This window comes from Sporosarcina sp. FSL K6-1508 (assembly GCF_038007465.1).
GTDB classification, from domain to species: Bacteria; Bacillota; Bacilli; order Bacillales_A; family Planococcaceae; genus Sporosarcina; species Sporosarcina psychrophila_B.
In genome coordinates, this window is sequence record NZ_JBBOXF010000001.1 from 2,340,024 (window position 1) to 2,356,196 (window position 16,173).

Sequence of the window (16,173 nt, forward strand, 5' to 3'; positions counted from 1 at the left end):
ACGGTGAATCGTAACTACAAGTTCATTTTGTTAGCTCTCTGTAGCATTTTAGTGATGTCAGGATGTTTGCATACCGGACAAAAAGTTTCGGAAAACCCGCTGACTACAGCACCATTAAATAAGGAAGCAATAGTCGATTCAATGATTGACAAAATGACACTGGCAGAGAAAGTCGGACAGTTATTAGTGATTGGCGTGAAAGGTACTTCCTTTAGCAGAAAAATGGATAATCTCGTTCGTAATTATCATGTGGGTGGCGTTATAGTAATGGGACAAAATATAACGACAACACCCCAAATGTTAGAACTGATTAACGCTATCAAAGAAGCGAACGAATCGAATAAAAATCCTTTATTTCTTTCTGTCGATGAAGAAGGGGGACGTGTCTCCCGACTGCCGGCCGGCATCGCCAAATTACCAACTAGTGCGCAAATCGGCAAACTTAATGATGAATCATTAAGTTATCGAGCAGGCGCCTATTTGGCTGAGGTACTCAACGAATTCGGCTATAATATGAATTTTGCACCTGTTTTAGATGTTAATAGTAATCCGAAAAATCCAGTAATCGGGGATCGCTCATTCGGATCAGATTCCAATCAAGTTGCTAAAATAGGCATAGCGACAATGCATGGAATGATGGACAATGGCATTATTCCTGTTGTTAAACATTTTCCGGGTCATGGCGACACTATTGTCGATTCACATAAGGCATTGCCAAAAGTGGAAACGACTATGGAAAGGCTTCGAAGTATAGAACTAGTTCCATTTCAAAAAGCAATAGACGAGGGTGTTGATGCAGTTATGGTAGCTCATATTTTATTCCCAGTATTGGATCCTAATTATCCATCTTCGCTCTCTAAAGCTGTTATCACGGAATTGCTTCGGAAAGAAATGCAATTTGAAGGGGTTATCATAACAGACGACTTATCGATGGGGGCGATTGCGAATGGATATACAATTCCTGAAGCAGCTGTTCAGTCTTTTATAGCGGGAAGCGATCTACTACTTGTAGTCCGTGACTATGACGATCAAATTAATACTTTCAACGCGCTCCTAACGGCTATTGAGGCAGGAGAGATAACAGAAGAGCGACTCAATGAAAGCGTAAAGCGGATTATGATGCTTAAAGAAAAATATGGACTCTCAGACGAGGTACATGAAAAAGTAGATGTGAATAAAATCAATGAAATGTTTGACAAGCTCCAGTTTAAGTAAATGAATTTTCCTGCTCTTTTCTTCGTATACTAAGCGACTAGAAAAAGCTAGGGAGGTTTGTTATATGGAGAATAAAGGATTAAAGGTATTAGTTCATGCAAGTGCGTTCTTCATGCCATTTTTGGTGCCATTTATCATTTATCTTGTTATTGATGATTTAGAAGTAAAAAGGATGGCAATACAAGCGGTTTTATTCCAACTTGTCATGGGGGCACTGCTTACTATTTCTCTAATTCTTATTATTGTAATTATCGGCATTCCATTGGTAATTGCATTTGGTATAATGTGGTTCATTGTTCCTATCATAGCAATCGTCAAAGCGTTAAATGACGAAACGTACAATTATCCGATTGTAGGTAGATGGATTTAATAATGTTGTTAATAAAACAAAAGCGTGTTCCGTAGTTATTTCATACGGAACACGCTTTTTCAATCATATGAATGGTCCGGCTTGTATAAGATGGACTAAGTAAAAAAATGAGGAAGGGAGAGAGAAATGAAAATTAAGTTCAACCTTGTTACACAAATTTTAATCGCATTCATTTTGGCAATAATTTTAGGAAGTATTTTCGGCAGTTCCATTGACTTTTTGAAGCCATTTGGAGATCTATTTTTACGTTTAATTAAATTCATAATTGCCCCACTTATCTTATCGACTCTAGTTGTAGGTGTTGCTGGAACGTCTGATCCAAAACAGCTTGGGAAAATGGGTATTAAAACGATTGTTTACTATTTGGGGACGACAGCGATTGCGATCATTATCGGTCTTGCTGTTGCGTTTATGATATCTCCTGGTAAAGGAATTACGATTTCGACGGAAGGATTGACGATTCCTGAAGCGGCTACGCAGGAACCACAGGGCGCCATCACAACAATTTTGAATATTATTCCCGAAAATCCGTTTATGGCTTTAGCCTCGGGGAATATACTGCAAATTATCTTTTTCGCATTGTTCATTGGTTTAGCTATAACATTTGTAGGAGAAAAAGCACGACCAGTGTATCGATTCTTTGAAGGCTTCTCGGAGGTAATGTATAAAATAACCGGCATTGTCATGAAAGTGGCCCCACTTGGAATTCTAGGATTGCTTGCTCCAGTTGTCGGTCAGTATGGACTTTCTGTTCTATTGCCACTCGTAAAAGTAATAGTGGCTGTGTATATTGCATGCATACTCCATGCGGCTATTGTTTACTCGTCTGCCGTAAAGGTGTGGGGGAAAATGAGCCCTCTCAAATTTTTTAAAGGAATATCACCGGCTGCACTCGTCGCATTCAGCACTGCGAGCAGTGCGGGAACGCTACCGGTCACCATTAAAAACACGAATGAAAACCTTGGTGTGCCAAATAGAATATCAAGTTTTGTTCTTCCGCTTGGAGCCACCGTAAATATGGATGGTACGGCCATTTATCAAGGTGTTGCAGTGATCTTCATTGCACAATTTTACAATCTGAACTTGTCATTCGCTCAACTCTTAACCGTTGTTTTGATTACTATTCTAGCTTCAATTGGAACGGCGGGTGTCCCCGGTGCTGGCATGATTATGTTAGCGATGGTGTTGACTTCGGTCAATATGCCACTTGAAGGAATTGCGCTCATTGCAGGTATTGACCGGATTCTGGATATGATGCGTACAACCGTGAATATTGTAGGAGATGCATCTGCGGCGGTTGTGGTGGCAGGAACTGAAAAAGATCGAATAGAAGTAGTGCCGACAGATTGAAGCCCAGCAAAAGCACCCTCAGCAACCAATTGTAGGACACGTTTTTTCTATATCATCGCAATATCCTGTATGGAGCTTTCTTCTATACTGACAATAAAAAAATGAATTGATCGTCCTTCACATCAGTCAAAGACCGGACGACACCGAAGCCATTGATTTGTAATACCAAGGGAAGGGCAGTAATCCTATAGCTTTTTCAGAGTACTAAAAACGAGATTCCGTTTTAAAGGAATCTCGTTTTTATGTTTCAGTTGAAATGAATATTAGTCAACTTGCATGAAAGATTAGTTTAGATTTTCGTTTAAAATGCTATCCTCTAAGACGGAAGACTTGTCTCCATATACCTTCGTAATATGAACAACACCCCATGCGCATAGCGCATCCAATATGCTCTCTAAACTCAAGCCGTATTCACTTAACTCATACTCCACTTTCGGAGGAACTTGGTTGTAAGCAATACGGTTTATAACACCATCTGCCTCCAGTTCACGCAATTGTTGTGTTAACATTTTTTGCGTAATGTCAGGCATGAGTCGTTTCAATTCATTTGTCCGTTTTTTGCCATGAGTTAAATGGCACAGAATCACACATTTCCATTTTCCACCGATTACTTCTAAAGTTGCTTCCACGGAAATATTATACTTCTTTTTTGTCATCCCAATCCTCCTCTATAGGAACCTAAAAGTACCTATATCACTTATTAGTGCCTACATTACTTTAAAGTGCGTACTTTTCTTTGGGATCCTTGTGATTCATACTAACATAAGCGATGGGTCGTACGATATATTTTATTTTGCTCTTCGTGAGTTTAATCATACAACATGGGAAAGGAAAGGGAAAAATGACGGTAGATAAAAAAAGAAGTATATTTGCACTGCTTGCATTAGCGATAAGCGCTTTTGCAATTGGAACAACGGAATTTATCAGTGTAGGGTTATTGCCGCTGATTTCTCAAGATCTGGATATATCGGTTACAACAGCTGGACTGACTGTTTCGCTGTATGCGTTAGGTGTAATGATAGGAGCACCAGTTTTAACATCGGTCACTTCTAGAATGCCAAGGAAATCATTACTGCTATGGATTATGGTAGTCTTTATTATTGGGAATGGTATCGCGGCGAGTGCAACAAGTATTGCCGTCTTACTGGCAGCCCGTGTCATTTCCGCATTTGCACATGGTGTATTTATGGCAATTGGTTCAACGATTGCTGCAGATTTAGTTCCTGAAAATCGCAGAGCAAGTGCAATTTCAATCATGTTTACAGGACTTACAGTTGCAACGATTACTGGCGTTCCATTTGGTACATTTATCGGACAACAGTTTGGTTGGCGCTTTGCCTTTGTGGCAATCGTAGTGATAGGGATTGCAGGGTTTATTGCGAATAGTATTCTTGTTCCGTCCGATTTACGTCAAAGTCCTCCGACAACGATTCGGGACCAAGTAAAGCTCGTCACGAATAGCCGAATATTGCTGGTATTAGCGATTACAGCATTGGGATATGGGGGCACATTTGTCGTTTTCACATATTTGTCTCCGTTGCTTCAGACAATAACGGGATTTAAACAAGAAACGATTGTCCTTATTTTACTTGTATATGGAGTTGCGATTGCAATAGGTAATATGATTGGTGGAAAACTTTCAAATAAAAACCCAGTTGGTTCGCTGTTCTATATGTTTATTGCTCAGGCAATTGTGCTTTTTGTTTTGACGTTTACGGTACCATTTAAAGTAGCAGGTCTTGTAACAATAATTTTCATGGGTTTGTTTGCCTTTATGAATGTATCGGGACTTCAAGTCTATGTTGTCACGTTAGCTGAACGTTTTGTACCAAGTGCGATAGACGTCGCTTCCGCAATGAACATTGCTGCATTTAATGCAGGAATTGCGATGGGCGCATTCTTAGGAGGAGTTGTCACCGATTCGATTGGGCTCATTCATACGGCTTGGATTGGTGGAACAATGGTACTGATTGCAGCCATATTAACCGGTGTCAGTCGAGTGTTGGAAAAAAAAGATTCGTCGGTGATTAACTTATCCTAAAAAAGGGGGGGCAACTGTTTACCCCGTAATATAACCTATCTAAAAAATGGAGGAATAATAAATAATGAAAAACTTACAATCTACAACTACGTTGAATAATGGTGTTAACATGCCTTGGTTAGGTCTTGGCGTATTTAAAGTTGAAGAGGGTCAGGAACTGGTAGATGCGGTGAAGACTGCAATATCACATGGTTATCGCAGTATCGATACAGCTGCTATATACGGCAATGAAGTTGGCGTTGGACAAGGTATTCGAAAGGCGCTTGAAGAGACAGGTATTGTGAGAGACGATCTATTTATCACGTCCAAAGTTTGGAATTCAGAGTTGGGATATGATACAACAATCGCAGCTTATGAAGAGAGCTTAATAAAACTCGGCTTGGATTATTTGGATCTATATCTTATTCACTGGCCGGTAGCAGGCAAGTATAAAGAGGCTTGGCGTGCATTGGAAACACTTTATAAAGAAGGCCGGGTTAAAGCAATCGGGGTAAGTAATTTCCAAATTCATCACCTCGAAAAATTGATGAAGGATGCCGAAATTAAACCAATGGTGAACCAAGTGGAATATCACCCGCGTTTGACACAAAAGGACCTGCAAGCATTTTGCCAGCAATACGGTATTCAGTTGGAGGCATGGTCTCCACTTATGCAGGGAGAGTTGCTCGATAACGCAGAACTTCAGGAAATCGCGAAAAAATATAACAAATCTGTTGCTCAAATCATTTTACGCTGGGATTTACAAAATGGCGTAGTTACAATTCCGAAATCGACGAAAGAACACCGTATTGTCGAAAATGCGTCAGTGTTTGATTTTGAATTAACGGCGGATGATATGAGGAGTATTGATAGTTTGAACCAAAATCACCGGGTTGGTCCAGATCCGGATAACTTTGACTTTTAAAAACAGAGCAGAAAACGACCAATAATAGATATGTAAAAAGGGTTATCTCCAAGTGAAGATAACCCTTTTTGCATTATTTTCGACTGCTATAAGATTTTAAGATTTGATCGGACTGTTGCATGATTTGTAAGGCGTTGTCGATGGATTGTTGTGTTTTATTCGTACGCGACTTCTCTTTCATCGTATCCCGATTATAGAGGATTGCAGGTAATTTAGCACTTGGCGCAACATATAACGTATCATCGTTTATGAACGAACTGCCTGGTAAGTGGTAACGCATTCCGAGCAAATTGTGTTCATATTGAAATAAATTGTGACCCATCATCTGCGCATCGTGTTCAATGCCGAGTAAGTTTAACAGTGTCGGCATCAAATCAATTTGCCCGCCTAAGTGATTAATTGTTTCCCCGGAAAATAGTGCGCCTCCCGAAAAAATAACCGGTACAACAAAGCGGTCTTGTAAATTGTAAGGATGGCCGAGTAAATCTAAAAGAACAGCCTCATCGTCTTTTGTAACAGGGGCCCCATGAATACCTGAATGATCTCCATAGATTAGGATTAAAGAATTATCATAAAGGTCTTCTTTTTTCAATGTGTCAATGAATGCTCCAATTTGTTCATCAGTATATCGGATAGATTGGAGATAATTTCCTACATATGTGTTCTCATAACTTTCCGGTAATGTAAGAGATTGAAGTTCATCAGGCATGTCAAAGGGTGTATGACTTGTCAGTGTAATCAGGTTTGAATACATCTTTTCATATTCTTTTATTTGCGCTGGAAGTTGAGCAGAAGCAAAATCGAACATTACTTCATCCGCTGAACCAAATCCTATCATTCGTTCTGCTGGAATTTCTTTATCAGTGTAAACATGGTCAAAACCAAGTGCCGGATATAGTTTTTCTCGACTCCAGTACGTTATGTCATCGGCATGATAAGTTGCTGTACCATAGCCATTCTTTTGCAAAGTACGCGGTAAAGAAGGTACTAAATCTCCATTAATGACATTTACTGTTGGATCCATACCTTCGGGATAAATGGACGTGTGCATAAGCCATTCTGCGTCAGAAGTATTGCCAGCCCCGATTTGCTGATACACATTATCGAAATAAGTACTATCTTTCAGTAAGGTATTTAAATTCGGTGTAATTTCTTGACCATTTACTTTTCTATTGATCACAAAGCCTTGAAGCGACTCGACTTGGATAACAAAAACATGGCGATCCTTAGCAATACCGTAGGAGTCATGCTCATTCGCTGTAACATAATCATTCCCTTTTAGTTTTTCGACATCTCGTTCCGATAAATTAACATCTGAAGCAAGTGCGGTACCGAAGCTGCGTGTGAAAACCTGCACCGCCTGCGATTGTAAATAGCCGTTCTCTTTTGCGAAATAAGAAACGTCAATAAGTGGTTGTCTAAAAGCGAGTAGAGTTGTAATAATACTAATACTGCCAAATAGGATTGCCAGCCGTCTATTTACGCTAGCTGAAGGTTTAATCTTTTTGTTATTAAAATAACGTGCAATCGGTAGAATAAGTAGAATATCCAAGAAAAACAGGAAATCATAGGGCTTGCTCAGAAGGCCTACTGTACCTCCTACGGAGTTCGATTGATAAATTTGTTGTAAGTCATAATAAGATGGAATAGTTGAGAAATAGCGAGTGTAATAAATAATCGCGATAAATAAAACTGACAATATCGTATTGAATACAAAGATACCCGTCCACATCCGTTTTTTCACTAAAAGAACGACGAGGGAAAGTAGGAATGCCCATAATGGAAATTCAATGAGTGCAATATGGAAGACAGACTTATTATGAAATACGACGGCACGAAAGGCGATGATTTTAAGGAAAAGTAATACCATAACCAGAGTGATTGGATGTGTTAGAATGGGCTTTATTTTACTGATGAACGTATTCATATTGAGCACCTCCAAATAGAACTATCTGTTAGTATAGTGTAACAAAGATGTTTTTTGATGGGAAATGAAATGAGAGAAGTAAAAGGTATTACTTTATAATGAAGGGAATAAATTGAAGAGCTGGTCAAGCTGGTTACATATATATAGTTATTGAGCTTTATCAATTGAAATCAAGAGTTCCATTGAACCCTTACGGCTACCCCGGTTAAGGCGCCTTCGCTAGTGGCACTAAAAGTATAATCGTCATCCATGGGTCGATTTGGTATGCAGGTACAAGGTGTGATAGCTGTATTTGGGGTGAATTTTTAAAAAAATAACGCATTTTAAATTGATATTTACCTCAGTAATAAAAACATCTCACTCAATGGATTTCTTCCATTGAGTGAGATGTTTTATTAATATGGATCAGCGTCATGTCCTTTTTCCACTGCTTCAGCAGGTGCCTTATCACCATCTCTATTACCGAGCGGTTTCTGACTTGAGCCTTCTTTTGATGATTGTACTAAGCCGTCACGTAAACGACGTCCGTATTCTTCATCAGCTTCTTCGGCAAGAGCAATCATTTTTTCTTGAATGCGTTGGTCGCAATTTGAAAGGTCTGACACCAAGTTTGAAATCAAATCGGCTCGCTCCCATTCTTCAAACATGCGATACGTTTCTCCCGCTTGTTTTGTATTGCTTTGTCGGTCAATTGATTCTCGCACAAGGTTTCCTTCAATATAAGGGGTGTATTCCACACCATCTTGTCCAGCTTCTTTTAATCCGCCTAAAATCGAAGGCTCATAGTTAATGTGCGGGTTCTGACCTGGAGCGCGATCAACTTTAATCTGCATCTGTCCGCCGCTCTGATTCGTTGCGACCCGCTTTTTCGGCGCATTGATCGGAAGTTGCAAATAATTGGCGCCAACGCGATGACGTTGCGTATCAGAGTATGAAAAAGTTCTGCCTTGGAGCATTTTATCATCAGAGAAATCGAGACCATCGACAAGGACACCTGTACCAAATGCAGCTTGTTCGACTTCCGTAAAATAGTCTTCAGGATTTTTGTTTAAAACCATTTTGCCGATAGGCAGCCAAGGGAACTTATCTTCAGGCCATAGCTTCGTATCATCAAGCGGATCGAAATCGAGCTCAGGATGTTCATCATCGCTCATAATTTGGACAAGCAATTCCCATTCTGGATATTCACCTTTTTTGATAGCATCATATAAATCTTGTGTTGCATGATTAAAACTTGTCCCTTGGATCTCACTTGCTTCTTGTTGAGTCAAGTTTTTAATGCCTTGTTTGGGTTCCCAATGATACTTAACAAGTACAGCGACTCCTTCCTGATTCACCCATTTATACGTATTGACACCGGAGCCTTGCATCATGCGATAGTTGGCAGGAATACCCCAAGGTGAATAAACGAATGTCACCATATGGAACGATTCAGGAGAACTCGCGCAAAAGTCGAAAAATCGTTCGCTGTCTTGAATATTCGTGATCGGATCCGGTTTAAAGGCATGAATCATATCGGGGAACTTAATAGCATCACGGATAAAGAAAATTTTTAAATTATTCCCGACAAGATCCCAGTTGCCTTCCTCTGTATAGAACTTCACGGCAAAACCTCGTGGATCGCGAAGTGTTTCGGGTGAATGGCCGCCATGTATAACAGATGAAAAGCGGACAAAGACAGGCGTCTGTTTTCCTTTTTCCTGAAAAAGTTTTGCGCGTGTATATTTGGAAACCGCTTCGCTGCCGGCTGTTCCGTATGCTTCAAAATAACCGTGCGCGCCGGCTCCGCGTGCATGGACGACGCGTTCAGGAACCCGTTCCCTGTCGAAGTGGCTAATTTTCTCTAGAAAATCATAGTTTTCGAGCACAGCAGGACCTCGTTTGCCGACAGTCCTTAAGTTTTGGTTGTTTGTAACAGGATGCCCCTGTCTGTTCGTCAGTGTGTCTTCTTGCTCCTCATTCGACTTGTTAGTAGATCGGTTTTCTGACAAGTGATAGCCTCCTCATTTAAGTGGTGAAAATTTGTTGAAGTAACTTGCGTGATGATTCTTCTTGAATAGGGTGCCTCACCTATACTCTTCACAATTTTGAAGGAATTAATTCCTGTTATTTTTTTAAAAACGAATTTTGATAATGGAGTAAAGAATTGCCCATGATACTCATATACATCTAGAAAGTCTTTGAAATGGGTGGGGTTATATGCATATGTTACAGAAGGCGTTCACGATAGTTATCGGAAGTTTGTTTGCCGCAATTGGTGTAAATACGTTTCTCGTTCCTTTTGAGTTATTGGACGGGGGTGCCCTCGGTATAAGCCTAATCTTTCATTATGCGATGGATGTCAAAGTAGGGCTCACATTTCTTATTGTAAGCATCCCGATATTTATGTTTGCTTGGAAATACTATCGCTCATTTTTTTATAATGGAATTCATGGTATGTTGCTTTCATCACTACTCATAGATCTTTTGTACCCCTTACATATGTTTGGAAGGGCATTGGAAACTGTTCCTCTGGTAAGCGCCATATGCGGGGGAATAGTTATAGGCACGGGAATAGGCATCATGCTTCGGCAAGACATCAGTATCGGGGGGACTGATTTACTCGCACAAATGATTGCAAGAAAACTAGCCGTTAATCCGGGATTTGTGATTTTTTGCGTGGACATATTGATTGTTACAGCAGGAAGTTTGTTGATTCCTTCCATTCAATTAATATTGTCGTTTGCAACAGTATTCTTTGCGGGAATTACAATAAGCCTGATTGTTTCTAGAACTAAAAAAACAATAGAGGTAAAAATATAAACAAAGGATTAACTAAGATTAGCTTGAATTTAATGGAAGGACTATCCGTTTAGTTAGTCATTTACTAATCGGATATTTTTTCTGGGTAAAAAGTATTCAGAAAATTATTTTGTGTGCTAAAATGCTTATAGTGTAGTTAAAAATAACTTTTTTTAAAGTGGGCGTTAGTAGTCCTAATGAATTACGAGGAGGGTGGAAGAGTTTGAATATCGGTAAAAATTTCGTAATGATGTACTTTGCATTAATAGTAGCCATTCTTTCGGGAATTATTCATTTCCTTCATAGATACGCCGGATGGATAGATCAGTATATTGTTTACGTTCAGTCCAGAGGAGCGGGTACGGCAACTAATGGGGTGCTTGTTAGTATCATCTTTTTGTTACCTCTCATTACATTGTTGTGGGCTTTCATCTGTTTTAAGAAAAAAAGAGACGATAAATGGATTCCATACTTAATAACATTATCGTTAACGTTTGGCAGTATCTCTATTATTGCGGGCGGCAGTGGAATGGTAGAGTATCATTTTTCGATATTTATGGTCATTGCCGCGTTGGCCTATTTTGAGAATGTACGTCTCATTTTACTGAGCACAGCCATTTTTGTCATACAGCATTTAGCCGGATACTTTGTATTCCCTGAATTATTATGTGGGACTTCAGATTATCCATTCAGTTTACTGATGATACACGCCGTGTTTTTACTAATGACGAGTACGGTCGTCATTGTTCAGATCATTGTGCGGGACAAGCACTTCTCTAAACTGAAAGAAGAGAAGGATCATGCGGATATAATTAAAGAAATGATGCGAAACATTACAGCGACATCAGATGAAGTACTAAAAAACGTGGGGAATTTAGAAATAGGATCAAAGGAATCGGAGAACTCGACGCATGTAACGGCCGCTGCGACTCAAAATATGGTGGAGGCTGCACATGATCTTTTGAAATATGCAACAAGAAGTCGACAAATGTTAGGAGATGTGTTGGCGGATTCGACTTCCATTATTCAACAATTGGATGTTTCCAAAGAATCTTCCCGAAATGCTACAAGGGAAGCACTTGAAGGGAAAATGGGAATGAAGGAAACAGTTGAGCAAATGTCTATTATTTCGACAAGTACAGAACAGATGGGACAGGTGGTAGAAAGACTCGAGGATCGGACGAAAGAAATACAAACAACCTTGCACCTGATGACTGAAATTGCTCAACAGACAAATCTATTAGCCTTAAATGCGGCAATTGAAGCTGCTCGGGCAGGAGAAGCTGGAAAAGGTTTTGCCATTGTAGCAGATGAAGTTCGCAAACTTGCGGATCTTTCAAGTCAACATGCCAATCAAATCGGTAGGGTGGTGGAAGACTTGACTGCAGATACCGTGGATATAGGAAATGAAATGAGACATACGAGAGAAATGACAGAAATGGGTATTCAAAAAGTGAAGAACTCCGACATTATTTTCTCTAACATTGTAGAGAGAGTGGGAGAGGTTCACGGCTTATTGGATGGCTCTTATACAATGGCTGAAAATATCGAAGTGAATGTCAATGACGTAAATACATTCATCGGAGAAATGTCAATTGTCACCGAAAGCTATAGAGGAAATGCGGAGAATATTTCTGCGGCTTCTGAAGAGCAACTAGCAACGGCTGTGGATTTTAAAAATATTACACTAGAATTACGAAACATCACAGAGAATCTCAATAAGCAGATTGCGAGTATACAGATTTCTTAAGTAATTCACAATGACTAAAACTATTGGAAACAAGACCAAGTGTATAGCTCACTCGGTCTTGTTTCTGTCAGTGCCTTTTTTCATAAATTTTTAGTTTGGTATAGAGTGTTTCCAGTACCGGCGTTGGAATAGCATGCATATGTGCATGGTGTAATAATAAACCTTGTAGATGATCTGATTCTAGGGGAAGGGACTTTTCCATGTCACGTTGCATCGACGATTTCATATCGTATGGCATATTACTGATTTTTTCGAACAGCTCTTTCGTGATTGTATCTTGTATAGGTGCATCGATTTTCTTCATAATTGCACCGATTTCTTCTAACAGAGAGGAAACGGTATTGCGACCGGTTTCCAATTCCATGATAGGCCCAATTGGAGATTCCATAAGTGAAGTGATGCCGGACATTACAGTAATGAACAAATATTTATGCCACATTTCTTGATTAATTTTCTCACTTAGAATAAATGAGGCATTTGCTCCTTCGAAAACTTCTTGTAGTTTTTCAATACGCGGTGTCAGTTCACCGGATCTTTCGCCGTACACTAGTTGATGGAGCGGGCTTTTTTGTATGATGGTACCGTGTTCGTCAAGCGTTGTCTCGATAAAACAGAGACCTCCTATGACGGCATCTTCACCGAAAGCTTCTATTAATTGATCGAGATGACCAATACCGTTTAAAAGAGGCAGAATAATCGTGTCCGCTTTAACGAATGGACGGACATCATCGATTGCTTGTGCAAGATGATAAGATTTCGTAGAAATGATGATTAAATCAAATTTTTCCCCACTGTCGATTGATGTAATCAGACGTGGGACAAGTTTAGCATCGCCATTAACACTCTCGATTTTCAAGCCATATGTGTCAAGCATTTCTTTCCGCTTTGCCCGAACAAGAAAGGTTACCTTCTCTCCTTTTTCCACTAATCTTCCCCCGAAGTAACCACCTATTGCACCTGCGCCAACGATTAAAATATTCACGTGAAAACCCCCTTTGCAACTGTTTGATAATTCCCATTATACATTAATCTGAGGTAATAGAAGTATTGAATTAAGGGAAATAAAAAACGATGACAGGCCGGACAGGATATGTCCAGTTAGCCATCGTATAGCATTAATCGATGATAGTGCTATATTTTACGCCGAGAATTTCTTTCATTTTAAAATCGGTACTTCCCAATTGTTTACTTACGAAATCTTCAACATCTTTTTCTTCAATTCCATAAAATGCTTCTATTTCACATGAGAATAATAGTTTCTCTTTTTGAATTAGAGATAGCAAATTTGGTAGCTGCTTCGGTTGTAAATTCTCTTCAGGCAACATTTGTTGAAGTGCGGAGACATATTGGTCTAGCGAACGTGCACCAACAACTTTGATGCCTTTTTTCTCCTTATTCAACATAACAATCGTCGGAAATCCTTGGATGCCTAGTTGGCGAACAAGTTGAAAGTCTTCTTGAAGTGAAATGTCGGCTTCTGGAAGCTTCGATTGTTTGACGATCTCCCCTCCGTTAAGCCCAACTTTATTGACAAGATCGATTAACATATTATCTTGAGCAATATTTTTATTGAAAGCGAAAAGGGCTTCTCGTGCACGTCGCAAAAATATGTTTGCAAGTTCCGGATTTTGTTTATGAATCACTTTGAATACACGGGATGGGATGAAGGAAGAGGCGATTGGGTTGTCATACCAGAGAATCCCATCAATTGGCATGCGGGATTGTTCAGCGACTTCTTTCCAGTGTTCGGCTACATCGACAGGGTCATTGATGCCATTTGCGGTGTCTGTAAAGCCGTCCCAGCTTTCCAATAATCCACCCATCAATGTATGCATGTTAAAGTATTGAGCGTATTGCGCCTCAAATTTGCGGAGAACCGGTTCCAATGCCCAGCAATGAGAACAAATTGGATCCGTTACATAATACAAGTCGATCTTTTTTTGAGGCACAGAAAGGTCGATAAATTGCATTTCAGAATCACCGCCGGGACCGCATAGGCCAGTTTCTAAGTCGCACATCATATTATTTTTCATTTCCAACACAATCCCTCACTTCTATATATTGTATTTGTCGGATTCAGCTCGATTCGACTTCGGGATATCCCAGGTACATAAATTGAAAATCCCCTTGCTTTTGGATAATAAGGAATTGCACCAAGCATGAGGGTATACTTTGATTGCTGACAAGCGGAATGGTTTTTCTTGTTTTAATCGCTTCTTGCTATCAATAGTAAGTCTCTACTCTTAATAAGTATATCGACATACGTAGTCAAAATCATTGTTTCTGCATTTTAACCGTTCCAATACTCAGAAATTGCGATATACTTGGTTTATTAATTTATCGTCGTCAGAGAAAGGATGCGACAATCAAATGCCGACACTAAAAGAGTCCAATGTACTAGGAAATCCAGTTTATCCGATAATGTTTGCAATTGGCGCATGTCATTTGCTGAACGATACTCTTCAAGCTGTAATTCCAGCGATGTTTCCAGTTCTTGTGAAGGAGAGAGGCTTTAACTTTACTCAACTGGGTTTCATTTTCTTCGCTTTGAATATGGTAGCATCTGTATTACAGCCGGTTATTGGGTATTTAAGTGACCGAAAGCCAAAACCTTATGCGCTTCCATTTGGAATGGTATTCTCGCTTGTTGGGATGGGGGGGCTTGCTTTTGCTCCGAATTACTGGTTGTTAATCATTTCTGTCATGTTGCTTGGATTTGGTTCCGCCGTTTTTCATCCGGAAGGATCTCGCGTCTCTTTTATGGCTGCAGGATCGAAGCGTGGGCTTTCTCAATCCATCTACCAAGTAGGCGGGAACTCTGGGCAGGCGCTTGCTCCGTTGATTGGTGCGTACATATTAGTTCCATATGGTCAAAAATCAGCAGCGTTATTTATGCTTGTTGCAATGCTTGGTATTTTTATTTTAATGAAAATATCCGCTTGGTATAAAAAACAGTTGGAACAGGAGAGGTTAAACAATCGTAAAAAGGTTCTCCTTTCATCTATTGGCGTTTTAACAAGAAAACAGGTGGGGGTAGCTCTTGGTTTGCTGCTTGTAATTATTTTTGCACGATCATTTTATGTTACTACTATCACTAGTTTCTTTATCTTTCATTTGACAGACCAATATCCTATTACAGATAAAGAAGGACTATTATATATATTCTTGTTTCTTGCACTCGGAGCAGTAGGGACATTTTTTGGTGGTCCGATGGCAGATAAGATAGGGAGAAAAAATATCATTGTACTTTCGCTGGCAGTGCCAATACCGTTATGTTTGCTGCTCCCAAATGTTCCACTATGGGCTGTGGCAGTATTACTGATGTTAATCGGTTTTTTTATTATGCTAAGTTTTTCGGTGACGGTTGTGTATGCGCAAGAGCTTGTCCCGAGCAAAATTGGAACGATGGCAGGGCTGACTGTCGGTTTGGCATTTGGTATGGGGGCAATTGGTTCGGTTGTCATTGGAATCATGATGGATAGTATTGGTATATACCCGACGATGATTATCGTTTCTTTCCTACCGATTATGGGACTTGTCGGGTTGGCGTTGCCACGAGATCAGAAAATTACAGCAGAAACTGCAGCTTAAGGAGTCCATGAAAGACGGTTAAACGCTTTGTGGATGCCTTCCGAGATAGACCGGGCAGAAGACCACTTTAGCTGAACTTGTCATTACAAAAATTGTTTCAATGAAGTGGCAAGACACACAGAATATCTCTATGTGATAAAACAGGCATTTCCAGGTGTGTAGGGTTCGCCTGTTTTATTGATTTAGGTTCCTTTACAAATTACGGACCTAGAAGTATACTAATATAGTTACCTAAGTAAATAAA

The 16,173-nt window shown here is 39.8% G+C and carries 13 protein-coding genes; 8 read left to right on the forward strand and 5 right to left on the reverse strand.

Annotation, left to right across the window (positions count from 1 at the left end; all coding sequences use genetic code 11):
* The first annotated feature begins 3 nt into the window (after positions 1-3).
* The 3 genes from nagZ to MKZ11_RS11770 all read left to right on the forward strand — a co-directional run bounded on the left by nagZ (position 4) and on the right by MKZ11_RS11770 (position 2,935).
* On the forward strand, positions 4-1,215 hold the full coding sequence (gene nagZ / locus MKZ11_RS11760; RefSeq protein ID WP_340794618.1) for a beta-N-acetylhexosaminidase: 1,212 nt from the start codon (positions 4-6) through the stop codon (positions 1,213-1,215).
* Between the two features lie 64 nt (positions 1,216-1,279).
* Positions 1,280-1,585 carry a DUF4870 domain-containing protein gene (locus MKZ11_RS11765; RefSeq protein WP_340794619.1) on the forward strand — a complete coding sequence of 102 codons (306 nt, stop codon included), beginning with the start codon at positions 1,280-1,282 and terminating at the stop codon, positions 1,583-1,585.
* A 132-nt stretch (positions 1,586-1,717) separates the two neighbouring features.
* Positions 1,718-2,935 (forward strand): dicarboxylate/amino acid:cation symporter, encoded by a 1,218-nt coding sequence (locus MKZ11_RS11770; RefSeq protein WP_340796986.1) that lies wholly within the window; start codon positions 1,718-1,720, stop codon positions 2,933-2,935.
* A gap of 284 nt (positions 2,936-3,219) precedes the next feature.
* Here the strand turns inward: MKZ11_RS11770 and MKZ11_RS11775 are convergent, their stop codons facing one another.
* Positions 3,220-3,591 (reverse strand): winged helix-turn-helix transcriptional regulator, encoded by a 372-nt coding sequence (locus tag MKZ11_RS11775; RefSeq protein WP_340794620.1) that lies wholly within the window; start codon positions 3,589-3,591, stop codon positions 3,220-3,222.
* A gap of 185 nt (positions 3,592-3,776) precedes the next feature.
* Here MKZ11_RS11775 and MKZ11_RS11780 point away from each other — a divergent pair, with 185 nt between their 5' ends.
* Positions 3,777-4,976 (forward strand): MFS transporter, encoded by a 1,200-nt coding sequence (locus MKZ11_RS11780; RefSeq protein WP_340796987.1) that lies wholly within the window; start codon positions 3,777-3,779, stop codon positions 4,974-4,976.
* A gap of 64 nt (positions 4,977-5,040) precedes the next feature.
* Positions 5,041-5,880, forward strand: a complete 840-nt coding sequence (locus MKZ11_RS11785; protein WP_340794621.1) for an aldo/keto reductase — start codon at positions 5,041-5,043, stop codon at positions 5,878-5,880.
* 73 nt (positions 5,881-5,953) lie between these two features.
* Here MKZ11_RS11785 and MKZ11_RS11790 read toward each other — a convergent pair whose 3' ends face one another.
* Together MKZ11_RS11790 and MKZ11_RS11795 are read right to left on the reverse strand one after the other, a co-directional pair.
* Positions 5,954-7,807: an LTA synthase family protein gene (locus MKZ11_RS11790; RefSeq protein WP_340794622.1), complete on the reverse strand. Its 1,854-nt coding sequence runs from the start codon at positions 7,805-7,807 to the stop codon at positions 5,954-5,956.
* A 395-nt stretch (positions 7,808-8,202) separates the two neighbouring features.
* On the reverse strand, positions 8,203-9,798 hold the full coding sequence (locus tag MKZ11_RS11795) for a catalase (RefSeq protein WP_340794623.1): 1,596 nt from the start codon (positions 9,796-9,798) through the stop codon (positions 8,203-8,205).
* Positions 9,799-10,006: 208 nt separating this feature from the next.
* Between MKZ11_RS11795 and MKZ11_RS11800 the strand changes: the two genes are divergently transcribed.
* Both MKZ11_RS11800 and MKZ11_RS11805 read left to right on the forward strand, forming a co-directional pair.
* Complete coding sequence (locus MKZ11_RS11800; protein ID WP_340794624.1) at positions 10,007-10,609, forward strand: YitT family protein; 603 nt, start codon at positions 10,007-10,009, stop codon at positions 10,607-10,609.
* 202 nt (positions 10,610-10,811) lie between these two features.
* Positions 10,812-12,338, forward strand: coding sequence for a methyl-accepting chemotaxis protein (locus MKZ11_RS11805; RefSeq protein WP_340794625.1), 1,527 nt, complete (start codon positions 10,812-10,814; stop codon positions 12,336-12,338).
* A gap of 67 nt (positions 12,339-12,405) precedes the next feature.
* Here MKZ11_RS11805 and MKZ11_RS11810 read toward each other — a convergent pair whose 3' ends face one another.
* Both MKZ11_RS11810 and MKZ11_RS11815 read right to left on the reverse strand, forming a co-directional pair.
* The gene (locus MKZ11_RS11810; protein WP_340794626.1) at positions 12,406-13,320 is read right to left on the reverse strand and encodes a ketopantoate reductase family protein; all 915 of its coding nucleotides are present in this window, start codon (positions 13,318-13,320) and stop codon (positions 12,406-12,408) included.
* A 133-nt stretch (positions 13,321-13,453) separates the two neighbouring features.
* A complete protein-coding gene (locus tag MKZ11_RS11815; RefSeq protein WP_340796988.1) occupies positions 13,454-14,371 on the reverse strand; it encodes a DsbA family protein in 918 nt (305 codons plus the stop codon).
* A gap of 337 nt (positions 14,372-14,708) precedes the next feature.
* Here MKZ11_RS11815 and MKZ11_RS11820 point away from each other — a divergent pair, with 337 nt between their 5' ends.
* Complete coding sequence (locus MKZ11_RS11820) at positions 14,709-15,929, forward strand: MFS transporter (protein WP_340794627.1); 1,221 nt, start codon at positions 14,709-14,711, stop codon at positions 15,927-15,929.
* Positions 15,930-16,173: the final 244 nt, after the last annotated feature.

Excerpts from the sequence above, each read along its gene's own strand:
- MKZ11_RS11765 (WP_340794619.1), top strand. The coding sequence starts at position 1,280 with ATGGAGAATAAAGGATTAAAGGTATTAGTTCATGCAAGTGCGTTCTTC.
- MKZ11_RS11775 (WP_340794620.1), bottom strand. The coding sequence starts at position 3,591 with ATGACAAAAAAGAAGTATAATATTTCCGTGGAAGCAACTTTAGAAGTA.
- MKZ11_RS11780 (WP_340796987.1), top strand. The coding sequence starts at position 3,777 with ATGACGGTAGATAAAAAAAGAAGTATATTTGCACTGCTTGCATTAGCG.
- MKZ11_RS11785 (WP_340794621.1), top strand. The coding sequence starts at position 5,041 with ATGAAAAACTTACAATCTACAACTACGTTGAATAATGGTGTTAACATG.
- MKZ11_RS11790 (WP_340794622.1), bottom strand. The coding sequence starts at position 7,807 with ATGAATACGTTCATCAGTAAAATAAAGCCCATTCTAACACATCCAATC.
- MKZ11_RS11800 (WP_340794624.1), top strand. The coding sequence starts at position 10,007 with ATGCATATGTTACAGAAGGCGTTCACGATAGTTATCGGAAGTTTGTTT.
- MKZ11_RS11815 (WP_340796988.1), bottom strand. The coding sequence starts at position 14,371 with ATGAAAAATAATATGATGTGCGACTTAGAAACTGGCCTATGCGGTCCC.
- MKZ11_RS11820 (WP_340794627.1), top strand. The coding sequence starts at position 14,709 with ATGCCGACACTAAAAGAGTCCAATGTACTAGGAAATCCAGTTTATCCG.